Source organism: Acinetobacter sp. YH12231 (assembly GCF_013417755.1).
In the GTDB taxonomy this organism is placed as follows: domain Bacteria; phylum Pseudomonadota; class Gammaproteobacteria; order Pseudomonadales; family Moraxellaceae; genus Acinetobacter; species Acinetobacter amyesii.
In genome coordinates, this window is sequence record NZ_VPDJ01000007.1 from 146,908 (window position 1) to 171,329 (window position 24,422).

The 24,422-nt window shown below is 42.3% G+C and carries 23 protein-coding genes and 1 pseudogene; 18 read left to right on the forward strand and 6 right to left on the reverse strand.

The features are described from left to right. Nucleotides 1–2: 2 nt before the first annotated feature. The 4 genes from FTV11_RS05320 to FTV11_RS05335 all read left to right on the forward strand — a co-directional run bounded on the left by FTV11_RS05320 (nucleotide 3) and on the right by FTV11_RS05335 (nucleotide 2,614). Nucleotides 3–395 (forward strand): SirB2 family protein, encoded by a 393-nt coding sequence (locus tag FTV11_RS05320; protein WP_180026160.1) that lies wholly within the window; start codon nucleotides 3–5, stop codon nucleotides 393–395. Nucleotides 396–458: 63 nt separating this feature from the next. Next, complete coding sequence (locus FTV11_RS05325) at nucleotides 459–1,295, forward strand: ParA family protein (RefSeq protein ID WP_180003554.1); 837 nt, start codon at nucleotides 459–461, stop codon at nucleotides 1,293–1,295. 13 nt (nucleotides 1,296–1,308) lie between these two features. Then, a complete protein-coding gene (locus FTV11_RS05330; RefSeq protein ID WP_180026158.1) occupies nucleotides 1,309–1,713 on the forward strand; it encodes a hypothetical protein in 405 nt (134 codons plus the stop codon). A 307-nt stretch (nucleotides 1,714–2,020) separates the two neighbouring features. After that, on the forward strand, nucleotides 2,021–2,614 hold the full coding sequence (locus FTV11_RS05335) for a LysE family translocator (RefSeq protein ID WP_180026157.1): 594 nt from the start codon (nucleotides 2,021–2,023) through the stop codon (nucleotides 2,612–2,614). 19 nt (nucleotides 2,615–2,633) lie between these two features. Here the strand turns inward: FTV11_RS05335 and FTV11_RS05340 are convergent, their stop codons facing one another. Then, the gene (locus FTV11_RS05340) at nucleotides 2,634–3,260 is read right to left on the reverse strand and encodes a DedA family protein (RefSeq protein WP_078191514.1); all 627 of its coding nucleotides are present in this window, start codon (nucleotides 3,258–3,260) and stop codon (nucleotides 2,634–2,636) included. Between the two features lie 194 nt (nucleotides 3,261–3,454). Here FTV11_RS05340 and FTV11_RS05345 point away from each other — a divergent pair, with 194 nt between their 5' ends. Together FTV11_RS05345 and guaA are read left to right on the forward strand one after the other, a co-directional pair. Next, nucleotides 3,455–3,877 carry a DoxX family protein gene (locus tag FTV11_RS05345; RefSeq protein WP_180026156.1) on the forward strand — a complete coding sequence of 141 codons (423 nt, stop codon included), beginning with the start codon at nucleotides 3,455–3,457 and terminating at the stop codon, nucleotides 3,875–3,877. A gap of 212 nt (nucleotides 3,878–4,089) precedes the next feature. Next, nucleotides 4,090–5,658: a glutamine-hydrolyzing GMP synthase gene (gene guaA / locus FTV11_RS05350; protein ID WP_078194056.1), complete on the forward strand. Its 1,569-nt coding sequence runs from the start codon at nucleotides 4,090–4,092 to the stop codon at nucleotides 5,656–5,658. 287 nt (nucleotides 5,659–5,945) lie between these two features. Here the strand turns inward: guaA and FTV11_RS05355 are convergent, their stop codons facing one another. Both FTV11_RS05355 and FTV11_RS05360 read right to left on the reverse strand, forming a co-directional pair. Next, entirely contained in the window at nucleotides 5,946–7,280 is a 1,335-nt protein-coding gene (locus FTV11_RS05355; RefSeq protein WP_180073563.1) for a GGDEF domain-containing protein, read from the reverse strand. Nucleotides 7,281–7,424: 144 nt separating this feature from the next. Continuing rightward, complete coding sequence (locus tag FTV11_RS05360) at nucleotides 7,425–8,600, reverse strand: GGDEF domain-containing protein (protein ID WP_180073553.1); 1,176 nt, start codon at nucleotides 8,598–8,600, stop codon at nucleotides 7,425–7,427. A gap of 390 nt (nucleotides 8,601–8,990) precedes the next feature. On the opposite strand from FTV11_RS05360, the gene FTV11_RS05365 reads away from it, so the two are divergent. From FTV11_RS05365 to FTV11_RS05375, 3 genes and pseudogenes are all read left to right on the forward strand, one after another. Continuing rightward, nucleotides 8,991–9,938, forward strand: coding sequence for a pirin family protein (locus FTV11_RS05365; protein ID WP_078194052.1), 948 nt, complete (start codon nucleotides 8,991–8,993; stop codon nucleotides 9,936–9,938). A gap of 68 nt (nucleotides 9,939–10,006) precedes the next feature. Then, nucleotides 10,007–10,406 (forward strand): annotated as a pseudogene (locus FTV11_RS05370) (OsmC family protein). A 151-nt stretch (nucleotides 10,407–10,557) separates the two neighbouring features. Next, a complete protein-coding gene (locus FTV11_RS05375; protein ID WP_180007973.1) occupies nucleotides 10,558–11,235 on the forward strand; it encodes a glutathione S-transferase family protein in 678 nt (225 codons plus the stop codon). Here the strand turns inward: FTV11_RS05375 and phoR are convergent. From phoR to FTV11_RS05390, 3 genes are all read right to left on the reverse strand, one after another. Continuing rightward, nucleotides 11,232–12,590: a phosphate regulon sensor histidine kinase PhoR gene (gene phoR / locus FTV11_RS05380; RefSeq protein ID WP_078191505.1), complete on the reverse strand. Its 1,359-nt coding sequence runs from the start codon at nucleotides 12,588–12,590 to the stop codon at nucleotides 11,232–11,234. The genes FTV11_RS05375 and phoR overlap by 4 nt on opposite strands. 23 nt (nucleotides 12,591–12,613) lie before the next feature. Further along, nucleotides 12,614–13,324, reverse strand: a complete 711-nt coding sequence (phoB, locus tag FTV11_RS05385) for a phosphate regulon transcriptional regulator PhoB (RefSeq protein WP_078191504.1) — start codon at nucleotides 13,322–13,324, stop codon at nucleotides 12,614–12,616. A 228-nt stretch (nucleotides 13,325–13,552) separates the two neighbouring features. Continuing rightward, nucleotides 13,553–14,236, reverse strand: coding sequence for a TetR/AcrR family transcriptional regulator (locus FTV11_RS05390; RefSeq protein WP_180007972.1), 684 nt, complete (start codon nucleotides 14,234–14,236; stop codon nucleotides 13,553–13,555). A 224-nt stretch (nucleotides 14,237–14,460) separates the two neighbouring features. Between FTV11_RS05390 and FTV11_RS05395 the strand changes: the two genes are divergently transcribed. The 9 genes from FTV11_RS05395 (at nucleotide 14,461) to FTV11_RS05435 (ending at nucleotide 24,396) form a co-directional block, all read left to right on the forward strand. Further along, the gene (locus tag FTV11_RS05395; protein ID WP_180007971.1) at nucleotides 14,461–15,291 is read left to right on the forward strand and encodes an SDR family oxidoreductase; all 831 of its coding nucleotides are present in this window, start codon (nucleotides 14,461–14,463) and stop codon (nucleotides 15,289–15,291) included. Between the two features lie 880 nt (nucleotides 15,292–16,171). Next, nucleotides 16,172–17,653, forward strand: a complete 1,482-nt coding sequence (locus FTV11_RS05400) for a carbohydrate porin (protein ID WP_180073554.1) — start codon at nucleotides 16,172–16,174, stop codon at nucleotides 17,651–17,653. Between the two features lie 33 nt (nucleotides 17,654–17,686). Beyond that, the gene (locus FTV11_RS05405; RefSeq protein WP_180022184.1) at nucleotides 17,687–18,742 is read left to right on the forward strand and encodes an ABC transporter substrate-binding protein; all 1,056 of its coding nucleotides are present in this window, start codon (nucleotides 17,687–17,689) and stop codon (nucleotides 18,740–18,742) included. A gap of 9 nt (nucleotides 18,743–18,751) precedes the next feature. Continuing rightward, complete coding sequence (locus FTV11_RS05410; protein WP_180073555.1) at nucleotides 18,752–20,005, forward strand: MFS transporter; 1,254 nt, start codon at nucleotides 18,752–18,754, stop codon at nucleotides 20,003–20,005. After that, the gene (locus tag FTV11_RS05415) at nucleotides 20,002–20,850 is read left to right on the forward strand and encodes an ABC transporter permease (protein ID WP_180073556.1); all 849 of its coding nucleotides are present in this window, start codon (nucleotides 20,002–20,004) and stop codon (nucleotides 20,848–20,850) included. Before FTV11_RS05410 ends, FTV11_RS05415 begins: the two co-directional genes overlap by 4 nt. Continuing rightward, a complete protein-coding gene (locus FTV11_RS05420) occupies nucleotides 20,847–21,641 on the forward strand; it encodes an ABC transporter permease (protein WP_180073557.1) in 795 nt (264 codons plus the stop codon). The genes FTV11_RS05415 and FTV11_RS05420 overlap by 4 nt, the downstream gene beginning before the upstream one ends. Nucleotides 21,642–21,653: 12 nt before the next feature. Continuing rightward, on the forward strand, nucleotides 21,654–22,709 hold the full coding sequence (locus tag FTV11_RS05425; protein ID WP_257223185.1) for an ABC transporter substrate-binding protein: 1,056 nt from the start codon (nucleotides 21,654–21,656) through the stop codon (nucleotides 22,707–22,709). A gap of 2 nt (nucleotides 22,710–22,711) precedes the next feature. Further along, entirely contained in the window at nucleotides 22,712–23,545 is an 834-nt protein-coding gene (locus FTV11_RS05430) for an ABC transporter ATP-binding protein (protein ID WP_180073558.1), read from the forward strand. Between the two features lie 20 nt (nucleotides 23,546–23,565). Continuing rightward, on the forward strand, nucleotides 23,566–24,396 hold the full coding sequence (locus FTV11_RS05435; RefSeq protein WP_078191495.1) for an ABC transporter permease: 831 nt from the start codon (nucleotides 23,566–23,568) through the stop codon (nucleotides 24,394–24,396). Nucleotides 24,397–24,422: the final 26 nt, after the last annotated feature.

A 24,422-nucleotide genomic window follows, 5' to 3' on the forward strand; every position in this document is an offset into this window, starting at 1 on the left:
CCATGGAAACGCAATTAATCATTAAAATCATTCATATGTGTGGCGTGGCTTTAGGCTGTGCTGCCATTTTCATTCGTGCTTTTACGCTGTTTAAAGGGACGCAGGGCAATTTACCGAATCCAGCAGGTCGTAAGTTTTTTGTTGCATTGCAACATGGCTCAATGGCTTTAATTGCTGTGACAGGGATTATTTTATTGTTTATGAATAACTTTGATGTGCAGCCATGGTTCTATGCCAAAGTTGTGTTGTTTTTGGCGCTGCTGTCTTCTTTATCTAAAGCGTATAAAAAAGATGACAGTGTTTTATTGGTTCAGCGCCGTGCGGGCTTATTTATTGCAGCTATTGCACTTATTTTCATCATTACATTGGTTATAATCAAACCAGTTTTTGGATAAATGGCTTATCCACATGGCCGATTTCAAGGCTTGAGTAGAAAAACAAAGATTAGAGGGTTTTGAATGCGTACGCGTGTGGTATTTAACCAAAAAGGTGGTGTGGGGAAATCGAGTATTACGGTCAATTTAGCTGCGATAAGCGCGCACCAAGGTTTAAAAACTTTGGTGATTGATCTCGACCCTCAAGCCAATTCAAGTCAATATTTGTTGGGGGATGATGCGACGTATTCGGCAGATAAGCCTGCACTTGAACCCAATATTGAAAATTATTTTGAAGAAGTCTTGGGGACACAACAAAGTAAAGGTTTGTTGGGAAATGCCATCGGTTCGATTTTGAAAGGTCGTGCCAAAGGTTTGGAAAGTTATGTGCATGCATCACCTTATCCACGCTTAGATGTGATTCCTGCCAGTCCAAATTTAGGCGCGTTGGCACATGCCTTAGAATCTAAGCATAAAATTTACAAACTCCGCGATGCTTTGCAGCAGATGAGCGGTCAATATGATCGAGTGTTTATTGATACACCGCCGGCCTTTAACTTTTTTACCTTATCTGCGTTGATTGCGGCAGATCGCGTGCTGATTCCATTTGACTGCGATGTGTTTTCAAAACGTGCCTTACAGACCCTGATCGAAAATGTGTTAGAAACGCAGGATGATCATAATGATCATTTGGAAATTGAAGGCATTGTGGTCAATCAATTTCAGGCACAGGCGAAGTTGCCGCGCGAAGTTGTACAACAACTCAAAGATGAAGGTCTGCCTGTATTGGACAGCATGTTGCCGCCTTCGGTGCTGATGAAAGAATCTCATCATAAAAATCAACCTTTAATCCATTTGGCTGCAGATCATAAATTGACGCAAGCCTATCAATCATTGTTCAATGAAATTGAGCAAAAGTAGTATCGAGAAAAGTATGAATGCACTTAAATGTGGTCTAGTTGCTTTCACTGCTGTTGTATTGGGTGCATGTGCAAGTACGCCTAAACCAAGCTATGTTTCACCTACACAGTATCAGTCTTTGAGTTGCCAACAATTGCAAAGCGAATACAACCGAATCCACGACTATATTCAAAATGGTGTAGAAACACCGAAGCGCACAGGCGTTGGTGTCGGTGTTGGCCTTGGTGGTGGCTGGGGCAGCCGTGGAGGTTGGGGCATTGGTCCGAGTATTTCGGTCAATATGGGACAATCTTCAAATACCAAACGTACCGAACTTTCACGCGTTCTAGGTGAGCAAGAAGCGATTGTACAGGCAGCAAAATTTAAGGGTTGTCCGATTATCGTTCGCACAAATTCGGCTACTGCAGCAAAATCATAAACGGATCATGAGCAGAGGCTTAGGCCTGTGCTATGAGAAAAGTGTAATAAAATTTGTCAGTAGGCGAGGCGTCTACTGGCATTTTTTTTGAGCCAAATAAACTGCACTATTTAGAGCCAATAAAATATTTAAATCTATGAAAAAATTAAATTAAATATCATTCGTAAATTTTAATACCTTCTTCTGGTCTTGAACATTCAGCGTGAGTGCATTGACTTGTACAAGGATAAAACTGACCTAGCGCGTACTTGTTTTTTTAAATTCATTTCGGCTAAGGTGTGCGCTTTGAAACATTGTCTGGGTATTTATGATTGAGAGTTGGCTTTTTGTATTGGCAATGATTGCGGTGATGATGACGCCGGGACCTAGCAATGCACTAATGGCAAGCTCTGCACATCAACAAGGCATTGCAAAGACGTGCATGCTGATTCCTGCAGAATTATTGGGCTATTTCTATGCCATTAATTCGTGGGCGTTGATTATTCATTTAAGCGCTCCAGTGTGGCCGAATTTAATTCACTTGCTACATTTTCTCAGTATTGCCTATGTTTTATGGTTGGCTTTTCATTTGTGGAAATCGACGCATTTACACCAGTACAATCAAAAACATCCTTCAATTCAACCACGTGAATTATTCATTTCCTCATTAAAAAATCCGAAAGCGTTGCTTTTTGCTGCAGGTATTTTCCCGATTGAAACTTGGGCAAGCCCATTAAATTTTATTTTGGTTTTCGCTGTATTTAGCGTGGTTTTGCTGCCTGTTGCGTTGTTTTGGATGTCATTTGGCCGGACGATTTTGGCGGGTAAGACTCAAAAAATTAAGGCCGATCTTCTATATAAAGGATCGGCCCTGATGCTGATTTTATGTATGTTCCCTGTGGTTTTACGCTTTTTTGCTTAAAGGCGTTCACCATATCAGTTTACTTTTTTAATTTTGCTCGAATAAAACCAATCACACCCGGTAAAACACTAATAATAATGATGCCGAAGATCAGATGGGTGAAGTTATCTTTCACGATGGGCATATTGCCAAATAAATAACCCAAAGTGATAAATGAGCCAACCCAGCAAATCGCACCAATCATGTTAAAAGTCAGGAAGTACTTGTAGTTCATGCTGCCTGCACCTGCGACAAAAGGCGCGAAGGTTCGTGCAAAAGGAATAAAGCGGGCAAAAATAATGGTTTTACCACCGTGTTTTTCAAAGAATTTTTGCGTATTCACCAAATGTTGACGGTTAATAAAGCGTGATTCAATTTCAAAGACACGTGGGCCAATATATTTACCAATATGGTAATTCAGCGTGTCGCCCAAGACCGCAGCGATAAACAGCAAAATCACCAAAACCCATGGATCCATGGCACCTGTTGACGCAGCGAGCGCGCCTGCTGCAAACAGAAGACTGTCACCCGGTAAAAAGGGCATGACCACTAAACCGGTTTCAACAAAAATGATCAGGAACAGAATTGCATAAATCCATACGCCATAATTGGTAATAAACTCGAGTAAATGGTCATCAACATGTAGTATAAAATCAATCAGTTCCATGGGGCTTATATGTGTAAAATAGTGGTCTGATGCTATCAGTCTGGGGCAGCAAAGTCAGTATTAAAACGTAATTAATTATCAGTAAAATCGTTCTATATATGGAATGATGAGTATTATAAAAGCATATTTAAAGAGAATAAGAAACGACCTAATCTAAGCACATCTTTTGAACAGTATTAAAAATAGGTTTCAGTATGTTTAATCCAAATCTAGTGGTGAAAAATCTGAGTCAACAGCCGCAAATCAATGCAGTGATCAGTCTCGTTGCACGTATTTTGATGGCTTATATCTTTATTGTGGCAGGTTGGGGCAAAATTACCGCTTACACTGCAACCGGAGGTTATATGGAGTCAATGGGTGTGCCAGCTGGGCTTCTTCCGATTACTATCTTAGTCGAGCTAGGTGGCGGCTTAGCTTTATTGTTTGGTTTTCAAGCGCGTTTTGCGGCATTGGGTCTAACCGTATTTAGTTTAATCACTGCATTTTTATTCCATGGTGGTGCAGAAGATGGCATTAACTTTATGAAAAATTTGGCGATGTCAGGCGGCTTATTATTTCTCATGTTACATGGTGCAGGTAAATTCAGTTTTGATCATTGGATCGAAAAATCAAAATAAAGCGGTCATGAGTCCGAGCATCCATCAAAGCGGCGTTCTGCCGCTTTTTTCATGTCTATCGCTGATTTAAAGTAAATCAATAAAGCCCTGAAATGTGTTGTAAAAAACATCGTTTGGCTTGTGGTTTTTGCCCCTGTCCGAATAGTGTGCGAAAGTCCAAGAAAAATGTTAGAATACGGCGCTTATATTCGTTGCCTGCATAGTTGTTTGCCATGACTACCAATACCCAAATTACTGAAGACCGTATCCTGATTTTGGATTTCGGTTCTCAATATAGTCAGCTTATTGCACGTCGTGTACGTGAAGCTGGTGTTTATTCAGAAATGTACGCATTTGATATGTCTGAAGAAGACATTCGTGCATTTAACCCAAACGGGATCATTCTTTCAGGTGGTCCAGAAAGTGTTCATGAAGAAGGTAGTCCGCGCGCACCACAAGTTGTATTTGAACTTGGTGTACCTGTTTTAGGTATTTGCTATGGTCTACAAACCATGTCAGAACAACTTGGCGGTAAAGTTGAGCCAGGTACTGTGCATGAATTTGGTTATGCAGAAGTTGATATTAAAGTCCGTGATGCTTTAATTGGTGATCTTGAAGATACTAAAGACCAATTAAAAGTGTGGATGAGTCATGGCGATAAAGTGACTCAAATTCCTGAAGGTTTCCAAATCACTGCAAGCACACCAAGCTGCCCAGTAGCGATGGTTTCTGATGAAAAACGTCGTTTCTACGGTATCCAATTCCACCCAGAAGTGACACACACTGCGAAAGGTGCTGAGTTATTGTCTAACTTCGTACATGGCGTATGTGGTTGCCGTAACTTGTGGAACTCAGAAAACATTATCGATCTTCGCGTAGAACAACTGCGTGAGCAAATTGGTGATCAAAAAGTTCTATTGGGTCTTTCAGGTGGCGTAGATTCATCTGTTGTAGCTGCACTTTTACACCGTGCGATTGGCGACCAATTGACTTGTGTATTCGTAGATAACGGTTTACTTCGTTTGAACGAAGGCGAGCAAGTGATGGACATGTTTGCGAAAAACATGGGTATCCGCGTGATTCGTGCCGACGCTGAAAATCGCTTCTTAACAGCACTTGCTGGTGAAGTTGATCCAGAGAAAAAACGTAAAATCATCGGTCGTGAATTCATTGAAGTGTTTGCTGAAGAAGCACGTAAGCTTGACGGTGTGAACTTCCTTGCTCAAGGTACCATTTACCCAGACGTAATTGAATCTGCAGCAAGCAAACAAGGTAAAGCACACGTGATTAAATCACACCACAACGTAGGTGGTTTACCTGAAGATTTAGCATTCGAATTGGTTGAGCCAATCCGTGATTTGTTCAAAGACGAAGTACGCCGTTTAGGTACAACTTTAGGTCTTCCATTTGAAATGCTTTACCGTCATCCATTCCCAGGCCCAGGTCTAGGTGTACGTATTCTTGGTGAAGTGAAAAAAGAATATGCAGATATCCTTCGTCTAGCAGATGACATCTTCATGCAAGAACTTCGCGCAAGCGGCTGGTATGACAAAACTGCACAAGCATTTGCTGTATTCCAACCTGTGAAATCTGTGGGTGTCGTAGGTGATGGCCGTCGTTATGCATGGGTGATCGCGCTTCGTGCTGTAGAAACTGTGGACTTTATGACTGCACGTTTTGCACATCTTCCATACGACTTAGTAGACAAGATTTCTACACGTATCATGAACGAGATTGCAGAAGTTTCTCGTGTTGTTTATGACGTATCGTCTAAACCACCTGCTACGATTGAGTGGGAGTAAAACTGGGGTTTCACGAAGCACTGCTTCGTGCCAGTTTTACGCCAAGAGCTATGCTCGCGGCAGTTTTGGATTTCAAGAAACAACGTTTCTTGCCTAAATTACGGCAAAGGCTATGCCTGCGCCAGACTGGGGTTTTACGAAGCACTGCTTCGTGCCAGTTTTACGCCATGAACAAAATTTAAAGCACTGCTTTAAATTTTGTGCAAGATGCCTGTGGCAGTATCTCATTTAAGATATATCCAATAAAAAAAGGACGCTTCAGCGTCCTTTTTTTATATCTCAACATTCTATTTATAAACAATTGACCAACTACTATCGCTTTCATTATTCGGTTCAGCTTTGGGCTTTGCTTTATGGGTAAAGCTTTGCCAAGACTTTGTCGATTTACGTTCCGGTTTCATACTTGAATCATAGCGCTCTACACGGTTACGGCCATTTTCTTTTGCCTGATACAGCGCAATATCCGCTTGCTTAATCAGTTCAGTTAAATTTTGCTTATGTGATTTAAGCTGTGAAACACCAATGGAAACGGTAAATTGGATCGGATGATTTGCGACATTCAGCAAAGATTGATTTTGAAGCGTTAAACGAATACGTTCCGCGATCAACATTGCATCCTGTATTTGCGTTTCAGACAGAAGCACAATAAATTCTTCACCACCAAAACGAGCCAAGACATCTTTTTGGCGCATTTCTTTGCGGGTGGTTTCAGCGATACATTGCAGTACCTGATCACCAACATCATGCCCGTAATTATCATTAATATGTTTAAAATGATCGACATCAAACATCAATAAGCAAGTGCTTGCAGGCGTTGGCCATTCATGGATGCGATGCTCAGCCAATTGAACAAACTGACGACGGTTGTATAACTGGGTGAGCTCATCTGTATGCGCAAGATTTTTCAGCGTATGCATATTCCAGTCGTCAAGCAGGGTACGTAAAAAATGACGGCGTGCATTGAGCGTATTGTTCCAACTCATATGCAGGCTGATCATCCAAATAGGAATAGACACCACCACAAAAATCAGTGCTTCTTGCCATGATAAAAGCTGACTCACCGCAAAATACACCAATAGCGAAATGAGGCCCGAACAATACAAGGCGGGCTTAAATTGTGTTTGTACGCAGACATTGGCAATTAAAATAAAGATCGACGCACCATAGATATAGGACGAGACCATTGGGCTATTTGAAGCCAGTAATAAGCCAATCCAAATCGCGGTGCTGCAGACTGTCCCAATCGGTAAGATCATGTCGAGCACACGAATATCTTTTTTGTATTTAAACAGATAGAAGCTGACCAATAAGGCAGCAACAATCATGGCCACTCGAGAAAGACCTGACCAAAAGAACATGTCAGGGATAATAAAAATGTCAGCAAAAAAATAAAGAAGAAACGTAATCTGCGCCATGTAGTTTACTTGACGCAAATAAGGTAACTGATGGGCATACTGATGTTGTAGAAAATAGTTTCTAAACTGCGTAGGAATACGTGCAAAGGGATCTGCAATAGCTTGTTCAATCTCGGCACGATTGGCAAGATCACACTCAGAAAGTTTCAAAGTATGAGTATGATTTTTACGAACTTCCTGAGCAGACGAATTAGTCCGAGAACTCATTCGTACATCAACAGACATGTCCCTTCTCCATAAATGGCTTAGGACAAATTATGAACAAAAAACACACAAAAATATCTACCTGAAACTAGGGATTTTTCGAATGAATGAAAAAAAATCGTCTGATGAATGTTACAAAATATATTATTAACTTGCTGTTTTATAAGTTGAAATTTGATTGCGTCCTGCAGATTTTGCTTGGTAAAGTGCCTGATCGGCCATGCGAATGACACTTTGTAAATCTCGGTTTTTTTGACCAAATTCGGCAACACCAATTGAAACGGTAAATTTAAGTTTTTGTAGTGTATCAAGTTCTAAATAATCATCGGCTATTGCCCGTCGTAGACGTTCGGCAATATCTTGAGCCTGACGCAGGTGTGTCTGCGGTAAAAGAATTATAAATTCTTCACCGCCGAAGCGGGCAATGATGTCTTGGCTACGTAAGGTATGTCGGCACGTTTCTGCAATTTGTTGTAAAACATGATCACCAATATAGTGCCCAAATTGATCATTAATATTTTTAAATTTGTCGACATCAAAAATCAGTAATGAAAGCGGCTGTAACGGTTTGGACTGATGATGAATATGATAATTGGCAAGTTGAATAAATTGACGGCGATTGTTTAAGCCGGTCAGCACGTCGGTATGCGCCATAATATTGAGCGCTTCACGGTTCAACTGATCGAGTTTACTGTGTAAAAAAACAATTCTGGATTTTTGCGTTGAATTCCAACTGATATACAAACTAAATAACAACACAGGGGAATAGATCAAGATAAACAGTTGCAGTTGATGGATATTGCCAGAAACGGCGAAATACACCCCAATCAGCAAGATTAGACTGATACACAGAGAAATGAGCACAGCAGCTTTAAAGCGGATTTGCACACATAAATTGGCTAACACGATAAAAACCAAGGATGCATATAAATAAATCGGCACATCAGGGCTATTGGATAAATTGAGTAGACTAAACCACAGGGCAGAAGCGCCAACGATCGATAGGGGAAGCATCAAGTCAAAGAGTAAAATGCTCTTGCTATATGTATAAATGACCCATGTGATGCCCATCATCAGTAAGGTATAGGCCGTTTTTAAGCCTATCGCGAGCAAGCCCACATCGGGCAACATAAACCAATCCGCTATGGCATAAGAGAGATAGGCCAATTGTGCCACGATGTTGACTTGGAAAAAGAATTTAAAAAGTTGACGACGATGGTAGTGGAAAAATTCTTGACGAAATTGAGCAGGAACGCGAACAAAGGTTCCTTTCAAGGCTTTTTGGATCAGTGCACGTGATTCTTTCTTATACTCATTGATCATGCAAGATTACCGACAGGTGAGCATGGTTTGTATGTAAATTTATGTAACTCAAATAATCTATATTATTCTTATTTAAAATTAAACACGTTATTTCAATGATTTGTGAAGTATTTGGTATTGTTTGGTTAAAAGTGAGTGTTAATTTGTGTTACTTAGATTTACATTTCACGTGATTTTAACAAATAATTTTGCATTGGGTTTGTCTAAAGAAGCATCGATAACTGCTATCTGTATGTCATATTAGGCAACAAAAAAACGATTGTCCTATCTCTGTGATTCAGCGTATTAATGACAGCTGAAGAAGATTGAGTTAATGCAGATATAATGGAAAAAATGCATAGCTCTAGCCGATAGTCCTTGCATCGGCTTAGCCAAATTTAGGGTAAGAATATGACCAATACCAATTACACAGAAATATCTCATTCCGACGATTGTGAAAAATACGTCAATCAGTTCATTCAAGAATTTCCACTGCGCCGTGCTGAAATTGGTCAAGGCACAGTGATAAAACGTGCTTTACCGAGTCGGCATAAACGGATGATTGGGGCATGGTGTTTCCTTGACCATGCCGGTCCAGTGCATTTTCCGCAAGGTGATGGCTTAGATGTTGGGCCGCATCCACATATTGGTTTGCAAACATTTACCTGGATGATTGATGGCACCATGATGCATACCGACAGTTTGGGCACACATCAGTTAATTCAGCCCAAACAAGTCAATCTCATGACGGCGGGTTATGGTATTTCGCATACTGAGGTTGCTCCAGAATCTGAAACGCAAATGCATGCTGCGCAACTTTGGATTGCATTGCCAGATGACAAAATCAATATGGCGCCCCAGTTTGACCATTACCCAGAGTTGCCTGTGGTGACACAAGACGGGATTGAATTGACGGTATTGGTGGGTGAATTTTTACAGACTAAATCGCCGGTAAAAGTACATAGTGAATTATTGGGTGTCGATCTGCGTAGTTCGGAAAGTCAAAGTACCGTCCTGCCGCTCAATCCAAAATTTGAATATGGCTTTATGGCCCTCGAAGGGACTGCCAGTATCAATGGTCACGAGCTAAATGAAGACAATATGGTGGTACTTGAGCCGGGCTTAACCCAAGTCAAAATTGACCTACATGCAGGTGGTCGTGTTTTATTATTAGGAGGTGAACCTTTTGAATCACCGATTTTGCTGTGGTGGAATTTTGTGGGGCGCACACAAGAAGAATTGAATATTGCCCGTGAGCAGTGGATTAATCAGGACGAACGCTTTGGCTCTATTCCAGACTATGATGGTCCACGACTAGAAGCACCGGCGTTCCCTGATAAAATGCGTCCATCACGTTAACTTAAAAATAAAAATGAACAGCCGTACCTGTGGTGAAAATGGTGCGGCATAACCATGAGGGAGTCATTATGGGTATCGTCGCAACGGCAACAGTAAACACCTTACAAGCACCGTGGTCAGGTGAAATTCAGATTGGAAAACATCAACTTATTACCGATAAGCCCGAATCATTTGGCGGTGGGGATTTAGGTTTAGCACCGTATGATTTACTGTGCGCCTCTTTAATTTCATGCACCATGATTACCTTGCGCATGTATGCAGCACATAAACAAATCCAATTGGGGGAGTTTAGTGTCGAGGCAGACTTTTGTGCGAACCGTGAAGGTGCTGAATGGGTTGAGCGACGCCTGCATTTTCAAACATCCTTGGATGCAGAATTAGAGCAAAAGATCTTGTCCATTTGTGAAAAAACTCCAGTGACAAAAAACTTTATTGCGCAGTGTAGACATTAAAACCACTCTAGTTTAATTTAAAAGCAGGTCGCTGCTGTACTGTGCAAAATTTAGTTTTGATATAGCCCTAAGCAGTGATCTGACACTTTTTATGATTTAAGTACTTCAAAATAATAATGGCTTGCCAGAAATAAGAAAATTTTAGACTTCATATAGGAGATGAACCCATGCGGGTGCTACATCATCTAGAAAAATCTCGTTCATTTCGTATTTTATGGGCAATGCAGGAATTAGGACTGGATTATCAGGTTCAGTTTTATCTGCGCCAGCCAAATTTGTCTGCTCCCCCTGAGCTTAAAGCCATCCATCCTTTAGGGAAGTCGCCCATATTGCAGGATGATGGACTGGTCTTGGTAGAATCTGCAGCGATCTTGGAGTATTTACAAGAGAAGTATGATCGGCATGATTTTTTTGCAGCCAAGGCGGAACATTCAAAACAACAATATCGCTTTTGGATGCATTATGCCGAAGGTTCTCTAATGCCGTTGTTGGTGATGCAGTTGGTCATGAGCAATGTGCCACGCCATGTACCTTGGGTCATCAAACCCGTCGCTAATCGCATTTGTGATGGGGTCAAAAAAGGTTTTGTACGACCTCGCTTAAAAGAAAATATCGAGTTTTTAGAAAACCATTTAGCGGAAAATGAATATTTTGTGGGACCGTTTAGCTTTGCGGATATTCAGATGACATTTCCATTAGAAGCCGTCATGACCAGAACTCAAGGGCGATATCCACAAATTCAGGCTTTCTTACAACGGATGCAACAGCGTCCTGCATATCGCCGTGCCAAACAACAAGAACAACAGTTGGAAGCACAGCAAGACCGGCAGGATGATTCTGCTTAGCTCACATGATACAAGCGTTCTTTAGGGAAGACGACTTTAAACAGCGAACCACGGTTTTCTTTGGACTCAATTTCAAGGTGTGCCTGATGTTGCATCAAAACGTGTTTCACGATGGCAAGACCTAAACCTGTTCCTCCCGTTTGGCGACTACGTGCGCTGTCCACACGGTAAAACCGTTCCGTTAAACGGGGTAAGTGTTTCGGGTCAATCCCGATACCCGTATCTTCAACGGTAAAATAACCATGCGTACCATCATCATGCCAACCAATGGTCACAGTACCGCCTTTCGGGGTGTATTTAATTGCATTGGTGATGAGGTTACTAAAGGCACTCGCCAATTCCATATCTGATCCGATCAGGTCACAGTGACTATCAATTTCAAGATTCAGTGTATGTCCATAATCCACATTGTAAGCATGTGCATCGTCATACAGTTGGTTCATTAAACTTGGCATTTCAATGATTTGATTTTTAGCGACTTTTTTATCATTTTCCAGACGAGATAATAATAACAAGTCATTGACCAAAGCATTCATACGGCGGGTTTGAGATTGCATTTGATCGAATGCACGTTTCCAGCGTGGATTTAAATCTTCCTGATCGGTAAAGGTTTCGATATAACCACTTAAAACTGTGAGCGGTGTGCGTAACTCATGTGAAATATTATCGACAAAGTCTTTACGCATCTGCTCAAGGTTATGCATGCGTGTGACGTCATAGGCCACCAGTAAACGACTTTCGCGACCAAAACGGGTCAATTTCACTTGCACATAATGGTCTTCAAGCACCGATGATTTCATTTTCAAACCATCGGGGGCTAAATCGATATTGGTAAAGTATTCGATAAAACTGGGCTGTCTTAAAATACTTAAAATATTGCGCCCTTGATCGAGCTGTTGAATCCCCAAAAGCTTTTCTGCAGCAGGGTTCCACCATTCGATTTGGTGTAATTCATCAATCAATACCACCGCTTCAGCAAGTGCCACTAAGGAAGATTGGGCGCGGTCAATCAGGCCGACCATTTCAGCTTGTACAATGCGTTCTTGGCGCTGCGCACGGTAAACATTAAAGAGCAAAGCCCCCCAAATGCCATCTAAATTCGGCGGGACATCATAGGGACGGTTTGAAATCCATTCGTTGACCAAGTACAGCGAACGCATTTGCAATGCAAAGAACACTGCAAAGGCAATTAAGATGCAGATCCATAAGTACCCGATACCAAAGCCGATGAGTGCAGCAATGAGCAGGAAAAATGCCAAAAGTCTTAAATCCTGCTTGGCAAAAGTCCATAAACTGCTGTAACGGAATTTTTTATGTTCACTGGCAAGTTCAGGGACGGGATACGGTTCGTACATAGAAAATTAAAGACCTAAAATGACTAACCCATCACAGCGTCTGCACGGGTAGAGAAACGGTAACCTGTACCACGAACAGTTTGCACATAACGATCGGCTTGGAAAGGTTCAAGAACTTTACGCAAACGACGAATATGAACGTCAATGGTACGGTCCTCAATATACACGTTTCCACCCCAAACCTGATCTAATAATTGAGCACGAGTGTAGGCACGTTCAGGATGAGTCATGAAAAAGGCCAGTAGACGATATTCAGTCGGTCCCATATCTAAAATGGTGTTGCCAAAGCTGACACGTTGGCTGACTGGATCGAGGATTAAGCCATTGGCATCAATGGTTTTTTCTCCACCCAATGCATTTGAGCGACGCAGCACCGCTTTGATGCGTGACACCAATTCACGGGTGGAAAAGGGTTTGGTCATGTAGTCATCTGCACCCGCGTCTAGACCTTGGACTTTATGGTCTTCTTCACCGCGTGCAGTGAGCATGATGACTGGAATTTCTGACAAATTTTCATCGCGTTTTAAACGACGACAAAGGTCTACACCACTCACGCCACCAGGCATCATCCAATCCAATAAAACCAGTGCAGGACGCTGATCTACAATCATTTGGTGCGCTTGTTTGGCATCTTCAGCTTGCTGACATTGAAAACCAGCCATATCCAGTGAAGTATGGATCATTTCCCGAATCGGGAGTTCGTCGTCGACGATTAAAATATAGTCATCTTTCACAGCGCAATACCCTATTTTATGTAAACGGTAGACCGTTTTATATTTATGACAGGCTTATTACAAAGATTAATTATGACAGTATCATTGCAAAAATGATCTTTCATTGGGGTTTAGAAAGAAATTGTGACAATTTAAATCCTGAAATATTCAACAACATGGGCTGTGCATCATGCTGTTGTCACAAAAAATCATTCAAAAAATTGTAAAGATCAGTGTTGAGCTCAGAATTTATTTCCTGGGTTTTTCAGAAAAAGCATCCAACAAGGCCAAAAAGACCACGCTACATGACGATAAAACTTCGTCCATCGGTTGTTTATAATCACTCATGACCCAGCGAATCGCGATTTGGGTGACATAACCATTGAGACCTGTTGCGACCATTGAAATTTCGCGTTCTGAACGATCAATATTCGGCATCATGAGCATGACAAAGGCATGAATCATACGGTCAAAGCGCATCATGGTTTCATGAATTGTGGCTTGGTTATGTAGCTCTTGTACCAACATGGCATCGATGTAAATGATGCGCGCCATACGGGGATTATTTTTTAAAGTTAACAATAGGGCGGTTAAACCCGCTTCAATCATTTTTTTAGAATCGGTAGATGCTTGCATGATGGCTTGCATCACATTTTGTTGCAGTTCATCGATTAATTTTAAAAAGATGGTCTGGAACAGTTGCTCACTTTTCTTAAATGATTCATAAAAATAGCGTTCGGTCAGCTTGGCTTCCAAACAAATATCTTTCACAGTCACTGAAAAAAAGCCATGTGTTCCATAGGCTTCTATACCGGCTTCAATCAGTTTTTCACGTCGCGCTTGCTTACGTTCACTGAGAGAAAGCCCTTTAAATTGACGTTCCTTCACATTTTTTGCCTGTTGTTGTTCTGTGTGATTTGTTGCATCTGTCATGAAAATATACGCTGAACTAAAGCAGAATTTTGTCTTATTTTAGCAATAATTTCAGTTTAAACCTATGTTTAAGCATTGGCGATTTCAACAGCTTAGCACGTCCTAAGATGACATTGACAATATGTATTGTCAAAACTATATTAAGTTGACGAACTGCACACATTGGCAAATGAGATCACGCTGTGATAAAGCCAAGCGGCAGCATAAAGGAATAAGGAATCACAATGAAAAACTTCAAAAATAAAGTGGCTGCCATTACAGGTGCAGGTTCAGGTATTGGTCAGCAATTGGCTGTGCTTTTGGCTAAACAAGGCTGCCATCTGTCTTTAAGTGATGTGAATGAACAGGGTCTAGCGGCAACCGTAGACTTAGTGAAAGCCAGCAATGTACGTGTAACCACGCAAAAACTCGATGTGTCAGACCTTGCGGCAATGAAAGCATGGGCAGCACAGACCGTTAAAGATCATGGTTCGGTGAATATGATTTTTAACAATGCGGGTGTGGCATTGGGCACGACCGTTGAAGGGGCAAGCTACGAAGAGCTGGAGTGGATTGTTAATATTAACTTCTGGGGTGTGGTTTATGGCACCAAGGAGTTTTTACCGTATATTAAGCAAAGTGGTGAAGGTCATATCATCAATATTTCCAGCTTGTTTGGCTTAACGGCACAGCCAACACAGTCGGCATATAATGCCACTAAATTTGCAGTACGTGGCTTTACCGAATCTTTACGCCAAGAATTGGATATTGAAAACTGTGGCGTGAGTGCGCTATGTGTACATCCGGGCGGGATTCGTACCAATATTGCCAATGCCGCAAAAATGAATGATAGCCTGAAAAGTTTAGGCATGAACCCGCAAAAATCGGCACAGTCCTTTAATAAATTCTTGCGCTGTCCACCTGAAGAAGCGGCTCGTCAAATCATTGAAGCAGTACAAAAAGATAAGCGTCGTTTATTGATTGGTAATGATGCAAAAGCGATTGATTTAATTCAACGTTTGCTACCGACGGGTTATCAAAAATTAACTGCCATGGCGACTAAATTTGGTCAATAAGCGGTAATTAAAATCAATTGAAAAGAACCCACGTCAGTGGGTTTTTTTATGCTCTAGTAATATCAGAAGCGCAATTTGATCCAAATAAAAGAACGATACGCGGTAGTGTCATCCGCAATTGTTTGAGACAAGACGATTTTTAATCAAAAATATTTTTACGATCCTTTGAATCATTTGATGGTATTGAACGAGTTTTGTCGGTGAGGTGTATTGCACCGCAAGATGGTTTCCTTGCGAAGCACGCTTCTCATTTTGTCGAATGAGAAACAACGTTTCGTAAGAGTACCTCCAGCCGAAGACTAATCCCGTTATTCAATCCCTAGATGTAAGACTCCATCGAATAGATTTAAAAATCATTTTAAAAATCCGAAATTACTTTTACAGGCGTAACATCAGTTATTAAAAGCCCAAAGCGTATTTCTTATTTCATAAAATGAGATATAAAAATGGAAATAACTGATGATTTGAAATAAGCAACTGTTGAATAATCAACAGTTTTTTGGCGTTAAAACCAACAGAATTTATCAGATTTAAATAATAAAACTTTAAAAAATACATACTTAAAATGTTGGCACAGTTGTTGCCATATTAGAGTGAACAAAACTCACCACTGTATGGAACATTTATGAGTACTTTTACGCATCGATATCTTTCTGCTTTTCGTGTCCTACAACAGGCATGTTGTTGTGCTATGACACTCGCGATGATGCGCGCTTAAATTCTAAAAGCTGTCTTCGAGTTTCGGTCGTGCATAAGTTGAATAAAACCTACGACCACTCAGATTAATTTTTAAAAAACCCACGCAGTACATTCACTTCATGCACCTTGCATGGGGTTGGGGGATTTTGCGCTTTGGGAAAAATGTTAGTGAAACCAAATCATGAAAAAAACCACATTAACCGTTGCGGTCGGACTGATTTTATCCGCAACCAGTCAGCTGAGTTTTGCATCGGATGAAGCACTTCAGCAAGAACTGAGTAGCTTAAAACAACAAATTGAGAGTTTGCAAAAACGCTTAAATGCCGTGGAATCTGGTGCGACGAAAAGCCAAGTCGTCGAAACGGCCGCTGTGACGACAGACGGTACGACCAACGCCGCTGATGTTGAAGGTGAAACGCAGGTTGCAGAAGTAACCACAGCAACATCCGAAGATATCGACGGCTTACGTACAGATATTGAAAACTATAAGTACGATCAGTCACGTCAATATGAACGTCAAACCACAAAATCGACCCGTGACACAACCCTGTATGGCACGGTTCAACTACGTGCCAGTGCGCTCGATGAAACGGGTGTGTTGGGGGCAACCAAATCGACATTTGATATTGGGACTGCGCTAATTGGTGTGCGCGGGAATTTATTTCGTGATTATAACGAAGGCAAAAACCTCGATTATCAATTGTCCTTTGGTTATGGCAAACGCAATGATGGCACCAATAACAGTAACTTTAACTTACTAGATGCCTTTGTTCGCTATAACGCTTTTGCCACCAATGCGGGCCCCGAAACAGCCAAACTCAACTTTACGCTCGGTCAGCAGTTATTGCCCTTTGGTCTAGATGAGCAGTCTCCTGAAGATTTGCGTCCGACCATTAGTACCGCTGCAGCTTCGACCTTTTTAGGACTGTTTAACCGTCAAAATGGATTTATCGTCCGTGGTGATGCCAAACCTTTTGTCGACTTTGCATCGAACTACCGTGCGCCGCTGTTTGAGTATGCCTTAGGGGTAACCAATGGGAATGCCAGTAATAAGGCGGATGACAACAACGGCAAAGATTATATCGGTCGTGTGGCTTTTACATTGCCAGTGGACTACGCCAGCATTTTCCGTGAGTTAAAGTTTGGGGCTTCTTATATCAAAGGCGAATCGAAAATTTCAGCCGGCGGAATCACTGATAATGCTGCAAAACGCGATCGTTTGGGTTTCGATATTTATTATAACCACGCTCCATTTGGTGTGACCTATGAATATCTGCAAGGCAAAACCGATTATGTCGACACCATAGCCCAAGACATCAAAGAAGCCAAAGCGGAAGGGCATACATTTACTGCCTTCTACACCTTGGGCGATCAGTTCTACAACAGTATTAAATCCAACGCCAAATTTGATGATTTCTGGCCGAAGTCAGTCCAAGGCTATTACCGTTTTGACCGCCATAACCCGAATAAAAACAACGCAAGCTATCTCGATACCGCGAGCGGTCGTATTGGTGAATATGACATTCACTCTTTGGGTTTAAACCTATTTTTTGCGCAAACCACAAAATTCCAATTACAGCTGAATCACTATCTGTTTGATGTCGAAACGGCAAATCAAAAAGACACCAATGAGCTGCAAGCTCAGGTTCAGTACACCTTTTAATTCAAATATTTAAACCATTAAGGAACATTTAAAATGAAAATTATCTCTAAAAAAATCGCAGCCACATTCTTGGCACTTTCAGCACTTGGTTTAAGCGTTCAATTGCATGCTGCCAATCCCAAAGAAATTCGCATTTCAGTATCAGCTGCGGGTGAGGGGGGTAAACCCAAAGTGGGCGGTAGTTTTGTAGCTACAGCACATTTACGAGGTGTGCTCGAACAAGAATTTAAAAAAGATGGCATTAAGGTGAATTGGCTCTTTTTCCCAGGAGCAGGCCCTGCAACCAACGAAGCTTTAGCCAATGGCAAAGTGGACTTTGCATTGCATGGCGATTTGCCCTCATTGGTTGGACGTTCAACGGGATTAAAAACCAAAGTCTTGTTTTCAACAGGGCGTTTTGGTCCTACCTATGTGGTGGTGCCTGCCGGATCAAATGCTAAATCCTTTGCAGATCTAAAAGGCAAAAAATTCTCCGTCTTTAAAGGCACCAATGGTCAGATCGTCTTTAACCGTGTATTAGCAAAATACAATTTAACTGAGCGCGATTTACGAGTGATTTCGCAAGATGCCTATTCGGCGCGTACTGCGTTAGCGACAGGTGATATTGATGCCACGATTACTTCACCGTTTAGTTTGCAAGCGCGTGGTGTGGCGAAAACATTACTAGAAATTAAAGATCCCAAAGTTGCACCGATTGCGCACTTTTGGGTGACAGAAAGTTTTGAAAAACAATATCCAGAGGTGGTGCAACGTGTCGTGACGACACTGATTAAACAAGCGCAGTGGAGTTCTCAAGAAGCTAATCGTAGTGCGCAATATAAACTTTGGGCACAAAGTGGCATTCCGTTGGTGGATTATCAAAAAACGTGGGATGGCTGGAATTTAAAAGACCGTACTACACCGCTATTAGACGAGTTCCACCGTTCACAAATTGACAGTGCTTTAAAAATTGCCAAAGACGCTCGTTTAATCCGTCGTGATGTGGATACCAAAACATGGTATGAGCCGAAGTATCTGAATAATGCCTTGAAAGAGCTGAAGTTAGAGGGTTACTGGCGCCAATTTAATGCTCAAGGTCAACCGAAGTAAGTCGCAGCCATGAGTCGTCCGATTGAAAGCAATGTGATTGCCAGTCCATTAACCACCAAATTTATGAGCAGTTTTGTGCTGCTTACGATTTTGGCTGGACTGGGTGTGGGTGTAGCACGGGTATTAATTTCCTTGTATGCCGTGCATTTAGAAGCCACCGAATTGCAATTGGGGCTAATTTCTGCAGCGCAAAATTTTGGCATTTTGATCATGGCATTGCCGATTGGCGTGTTGGTACAGCGCTTTGGGTCTTTGAAAATATTCTGCATCGGCAGTGTGTTGGGCGCTGTGGTCTATAGCTTAACGCCACTCAAAGCTGGTGCATGGTATCTCTTTGCAGTCACAGCCTTAGTAAGTTTTGTCTTACCCATGCGCTTTGTTTCGATCAATACCGTTTTTTTGAGCAACTTAAAACGTTTAGGTCCAGTCCGTGCGGGTTGGTTTCGCGGTTCGCACATGATGGGATATTTCCTGATTGCGCCTGCATTGAGCGTGTTGTTGGTCGAGCATTTCGGCTATGGCGGAAGTTTTTATGTGGTGTCTTTGCTTTTTTTAGGCACCTTGCTGTTGGCTCCGTGGTGCTTTCAACGTAGCACTCCGCAAGCGACGAATCACCCGCATTTTCAATGGCGAGATATTGTGGCGCCTTTGGCACTCATCAAAACCCATGCCTCGCTGCGGATTGTTTGCATATTGGAATTTTTGAGCAGCGTGGCAAATAACTACTTTGGCTTTTTCATTGTGGTGATTGCTATCCAAAGTTTTGCACTTTCAGAGCCAATGGCGGTGATGCTGCTGACCGTACAAGGCATCGTCTTTGTGGGATCGCTATTTAGCATGGGCGGTTTGACTGAGCTGATGGGTTATCAAAAGTTTTATTTGATTGGCCTAAGCCTGATGGCAACGGCATTACTGATTTTAGCCTTAACCAAAATCACGCTGTTGATGTGGCCTGCTTCGGTCATGTTTGGACTAGGGCTCGGTATGTTGCATATCGCCAATTTTATGTCTTTCGCCCGAGTCGGTGAGCAAACCGCGATGGCTAAGATTTCTCCAATTTTAGCCCTCGTCGGACCTTCGGGTGGACTGTTGGGTGGCTTGATAGGCGCCGTATTTGGCGCACAGGTTGGACTACAAAATTTATTTTTACCAATCGGGCTGGTGTTTATTGGTCTGATTATTTTGATCAGCAAAGATCAGGAATTTATTCAATTTTTAAAACCTGATGTCTCAGAACAGAGCGTAAAAGGACAAGAATTATGAGCCTTACGGATGTATCTGCACATTCGGTTCCCTTGCAAAGTGACCGAAGTGCGTTGGATTTTTTTAAGACCTATTTAAAACTAACTTTGCAAGTGGCGTGTGGACTCCTGATGCCAGTTTTGTTGTTGGGTCTATGGTATGTGGCAACACTTAAACAGTGGTTGCCTGAGCAGATTTTACCTGCACCGAGTCTGGTGTGGCAAAGCACAGTCGAATTATGGCAAAGCGGTGAATTGAGTTTTCATTTTGCCATCAGTGCCAAACGTATTTTATGGAGTGTCTTGCTTGGTGCCAGTGTCGGGATTTTGCTTGGTACTGTGTTGGGATTAGCAAAGCGTAGTCGGGACTTTATTTTTCCGACGGTGAATCTTGTTGCGCAATTTCCCATAGTTGGCTGGATTCCATTATTGATGATTTTCTTAGGCATCGATGAGGCTTTGAAGATTGCCGCTATTTCATTGGCTGTTTTACCACCGGTGTTGATTGCAACCTATAAGGGCATTACTCATGTGCCGAATAGTTTGATGGAAGTGGCAGAGGTTTACCAATACAGCAATTGGCAGAAACTCAAAGAAGTGATTTTCCCAGCTGCACTACCCAGTGTGATCAGTGGTTTACGTCAAGGCATTATGCAGGCGTGGTTGGCATTGGTTTTTGTCGAGTTATTAGCGAGTAGTGAAGGAATTGGTTATCTCATGGTGTGGGGACGTCAGCTAATGCAGATGGACTTGATCTTCATGGCGATCATTCTGATTGGTATTACGGGCTATGTCTTAGATACCTTGCTGGCTTGGTTAGAAAAAACTGCGCGCTTTCACGCAACCCGAGTAGGAGGCAACTCATGAGCATTCTTTCATTACACGGGGCAGCGCGCCAAGTCTTAGTTAAAGCAGCAAAAGCACTCGTTCTACCTGTGACATTTATCGCACTGTGGGCAGTAGCCTCACAGCAAAATTGGGTCGATCCAAAGTTGATTCCTAGTCCATGGCTCGTGCTGCAAAAAGCAGTAACCGTGCTCCAACAACCGAGCTTTTTGACAGGTTTTGGCGAAAGTTTGGCACGTAATTTTATTGGCTATGGCATAGGTGCGATAGCGGGTGTGTTGTTTGGCATCTTAATCGCGAGTTCACGTCTTTCAAATTGGTTATTTGCACCGAGCTTTCATGTATTGCGTCAAATTTCACTGTTTGCATGGTTGCCACTAATTTCGACTTTTTTAGGTGAGGGACATGGCGCCAAAGTGCTGTTTATTACTTTGTCGGTGTTTTACCCCGTGGCGCTACATACCTTTGAAGGCGTGAGCAGTATTTCGCATAAATATCGTGAAGTGGCCGAAGTCTACCAATTTCCCAAGACATACGCGTTTCGTAAATTGATATTACCCGGTGCTTCTGCGCAGATTTTTGTCGGTTTACAACTTGGGCTGATTTTCGCATGGCTTGCCACTATTGGCTCTGAATTTTTATTGGCGAACTATGGCAATGGTCTGGGCAATATCGTGATTCAAGGGCGTCAGGCTTTTGATGTCGAACTGATTATTTTTGGCATGTTGCTGATTGGTGCTGTAGGCGTGTTGCTCAATACGGTACTGACTTGGGTTGAACGTAAAGTTTTAGCTTGGCAGCAGGTTGGATAGGAGAACATAACAATGAAAAAAATGACAATCCATAACATTCCTCAACTCTGGCGCAATATGTTCCTTGCAGCATTGGTCGGTGGCACAGCCTTGGTTGGTTGCAGCACGCAGCGAGTGGATGAACCTCAGCAAGTGGCTTTAAAAGAACTACGCTATCAAAGCTATCCGGGACTGGTGTCCTTACCTGAATTGGCACAAGACTTGGGCTATTTAGGCGACGTTAAACTCAGTTATGTCGGCACGGTACAAGGTGGGCCACAAGATTTACTCACTTTGGTGGCCGGTGATGTTGATTTTGCTGGCGCCTTTAATGGTGCTGTGGTGAAGGTCATCGCTGCGGGTCTAGATGTCGTTCCCGTAGTGGCTTCTTATGGCAGCGATGCTGAGCAAAATGTGGGTTTCTACGTGCTAGAAAATAGTCCTATTCGTGGCCCACGAGACTTTATTGGCAAGAAAGTCGCAGTGAATGCCTATGGGGCACATTATGACTTTGTGGTGAAAGATTATTTGGCCCGTCATGGCTTAACTGAGGATGAAATCCGTCAGGTCGAACTGATTATGTTGCCACCGGTGAGCTCAGAACAAGCTTTACGGAATAGGCAAATTGATATTGCGGTGTTCTCAGGCATTTTGGAAAAACGGGCCTTAAAACATGGTGGTGTACGTAGCATCTTTAAAGATATTGATTTATACGGGCCCTTTACCGCAGGCAGTTTTTCGATGCGCGGTGAGTTTATTCAAGCGCATCCCGAGTTGGCTCGCACTTTTGTCAGTGGCGTGGCCAAAGCTCAAGAATGGCTACACCACACGCCGAAAGAGCAAATCATTGCCCGTATGGAAAGTATTATCGAAAAACGTCAACGCAATGAAAATACAGCACTGATTCCATATTACACAGGCACAGGTGTCCACGAAGTGGGTGGTGTGCAAAAAGATCAGGATTTTGCACCATGGGTGAGTGCCTTAGAAAAAGAACACAAATTAAAACCAAATCAAATTGAGGTCAGTCGCATCTATAGCAATGAATTTAATCCCTATGCGCAAGACCAAAAATCAAAAGGAACATAACAATGACCAGTGCATTACATTTAGATCACGTGCGTAAGGTATTTCCTGCACAAAACCATGTCGGCAGTAAAAATTATAAGCCTGAATTTGTTGCCGTAGAAAATGTCACTTTGGATATTCAACCGGGTGAATTTGTTTCAATCGTAGGGCCAAGTGGCTGCGGAAAATCTACATTATTAGACTTAATTGCGGGTTTAACCAAACCTTCGGCAGGGCAGATTTTACTGAGTGGCAAGCAGATTACTCAACCGGGTTTAGACCGTGGCATTGTGTTCCAGCAATATGCGCTCTATCCATGGTTAACCGCACTGGAAAATATTGAATTTGGTCTAGAAGCCAAAGGCGTAGCAAAAAAAGAACGCCGTGAAAAAGCCGAATACTATTTGCAGCTTGTAGGCTTAAGTGGCTTTGAAAAGCATTATCCAAATGAGCTTTCCGGCGGGATGAAGCAGCGGGTTGCGATTGCCCGAAGTTTGGCTTATGAACCAGAAATTTTATTAATGGATGAGCCCTTTGCTGCCTTGGATGCGCAAACCCGAGAAACCTTGCAAGCCGAGTTGATCAATATCTGGAAAAGCTCGAAAAAAACCATCGTTTTTATTACTCACAGTATTGATGAAGCGATTTATCTGAGTCAGCGTGTGGCGATTATGACATCAAGACCGGGGCGGATTAAGGAAGTGATTGAAATTCCGCAAAGCCTGCGCAGTTCTAGTGAAGATGTCCTTTCATTGCCTGAATATGGCCGAATTCGCCACAAAATTTGGTCATTGCTCAGTGAAGAAGTGATAAAAGCGCAAGCCCTCGAAAAACATAAACAGCTTGCACATAACTAAAATATTCAGAGGATTTATTTATGTCATCGACTAAACAAGCCATCAGTTATACGCAAACCTATAACGACATTAAACCCCGACTACAGTTCACATGGTTAAACACGGTCTTTAAACGCACCATTGCCATTGTGGCTTTTTTCTTGCTGTGGGAGATTCTGCCGCGGAGTGGTGTGGTCAATCCAGCCTTTTTACCGCCGCTATCTGTGGTGTTAGAAACCACATGGCAGCTATATCAAAGCGGGCAATTAGGCATCCATTTCTTGGCCAGTATTCAGCGTTCCATTATTGGTTTCATTTTGGCCCTAGCGATCGCCATTCCATTGGGTCTCATCATTGGTTGGTACAAGCTCGTGGCTGAAACCTTAAATCCATTGTTAGAATTGTTTCGGAATACCACAGCACTGGCGTTAATGCCGCTGTTCATCTTATTTTTAGGCATTGGTGAAACCTCAAAAATCAGTCTGTTGGTGTATGCATGCACATGGCCGATTTTATTGAACACCATTACAGGCGTACAAACGGTCGATCCTTTACTGATTAAATCGGCACGAACCATGGGCCTAAAACCCTATCAATTGTTCAGAAAAGTGATTCTACCTGCATCCGTACCCACGATTTTTGTCGGTATCCGTCTGGCAGGGGCGATTTCGATTTTGGCCTTAGTGGCAGTAGAAATGTTTGGTGCCAAAGCAGGTCTGGGGTATCTGATTATTTATTCGCAGTTCAGCTTTGAAATTCCACAAATGTTTGTGGGGATTTTAGTCATTACTCTTGTAGGCTTATCCTTTAACTACTTCTTGATTGGTCTAGAGAAATACTTCACAGCGTGGAAACGTAACCCCGTGGAATAATCTAGACGAAATAGAAAAATAAAAAA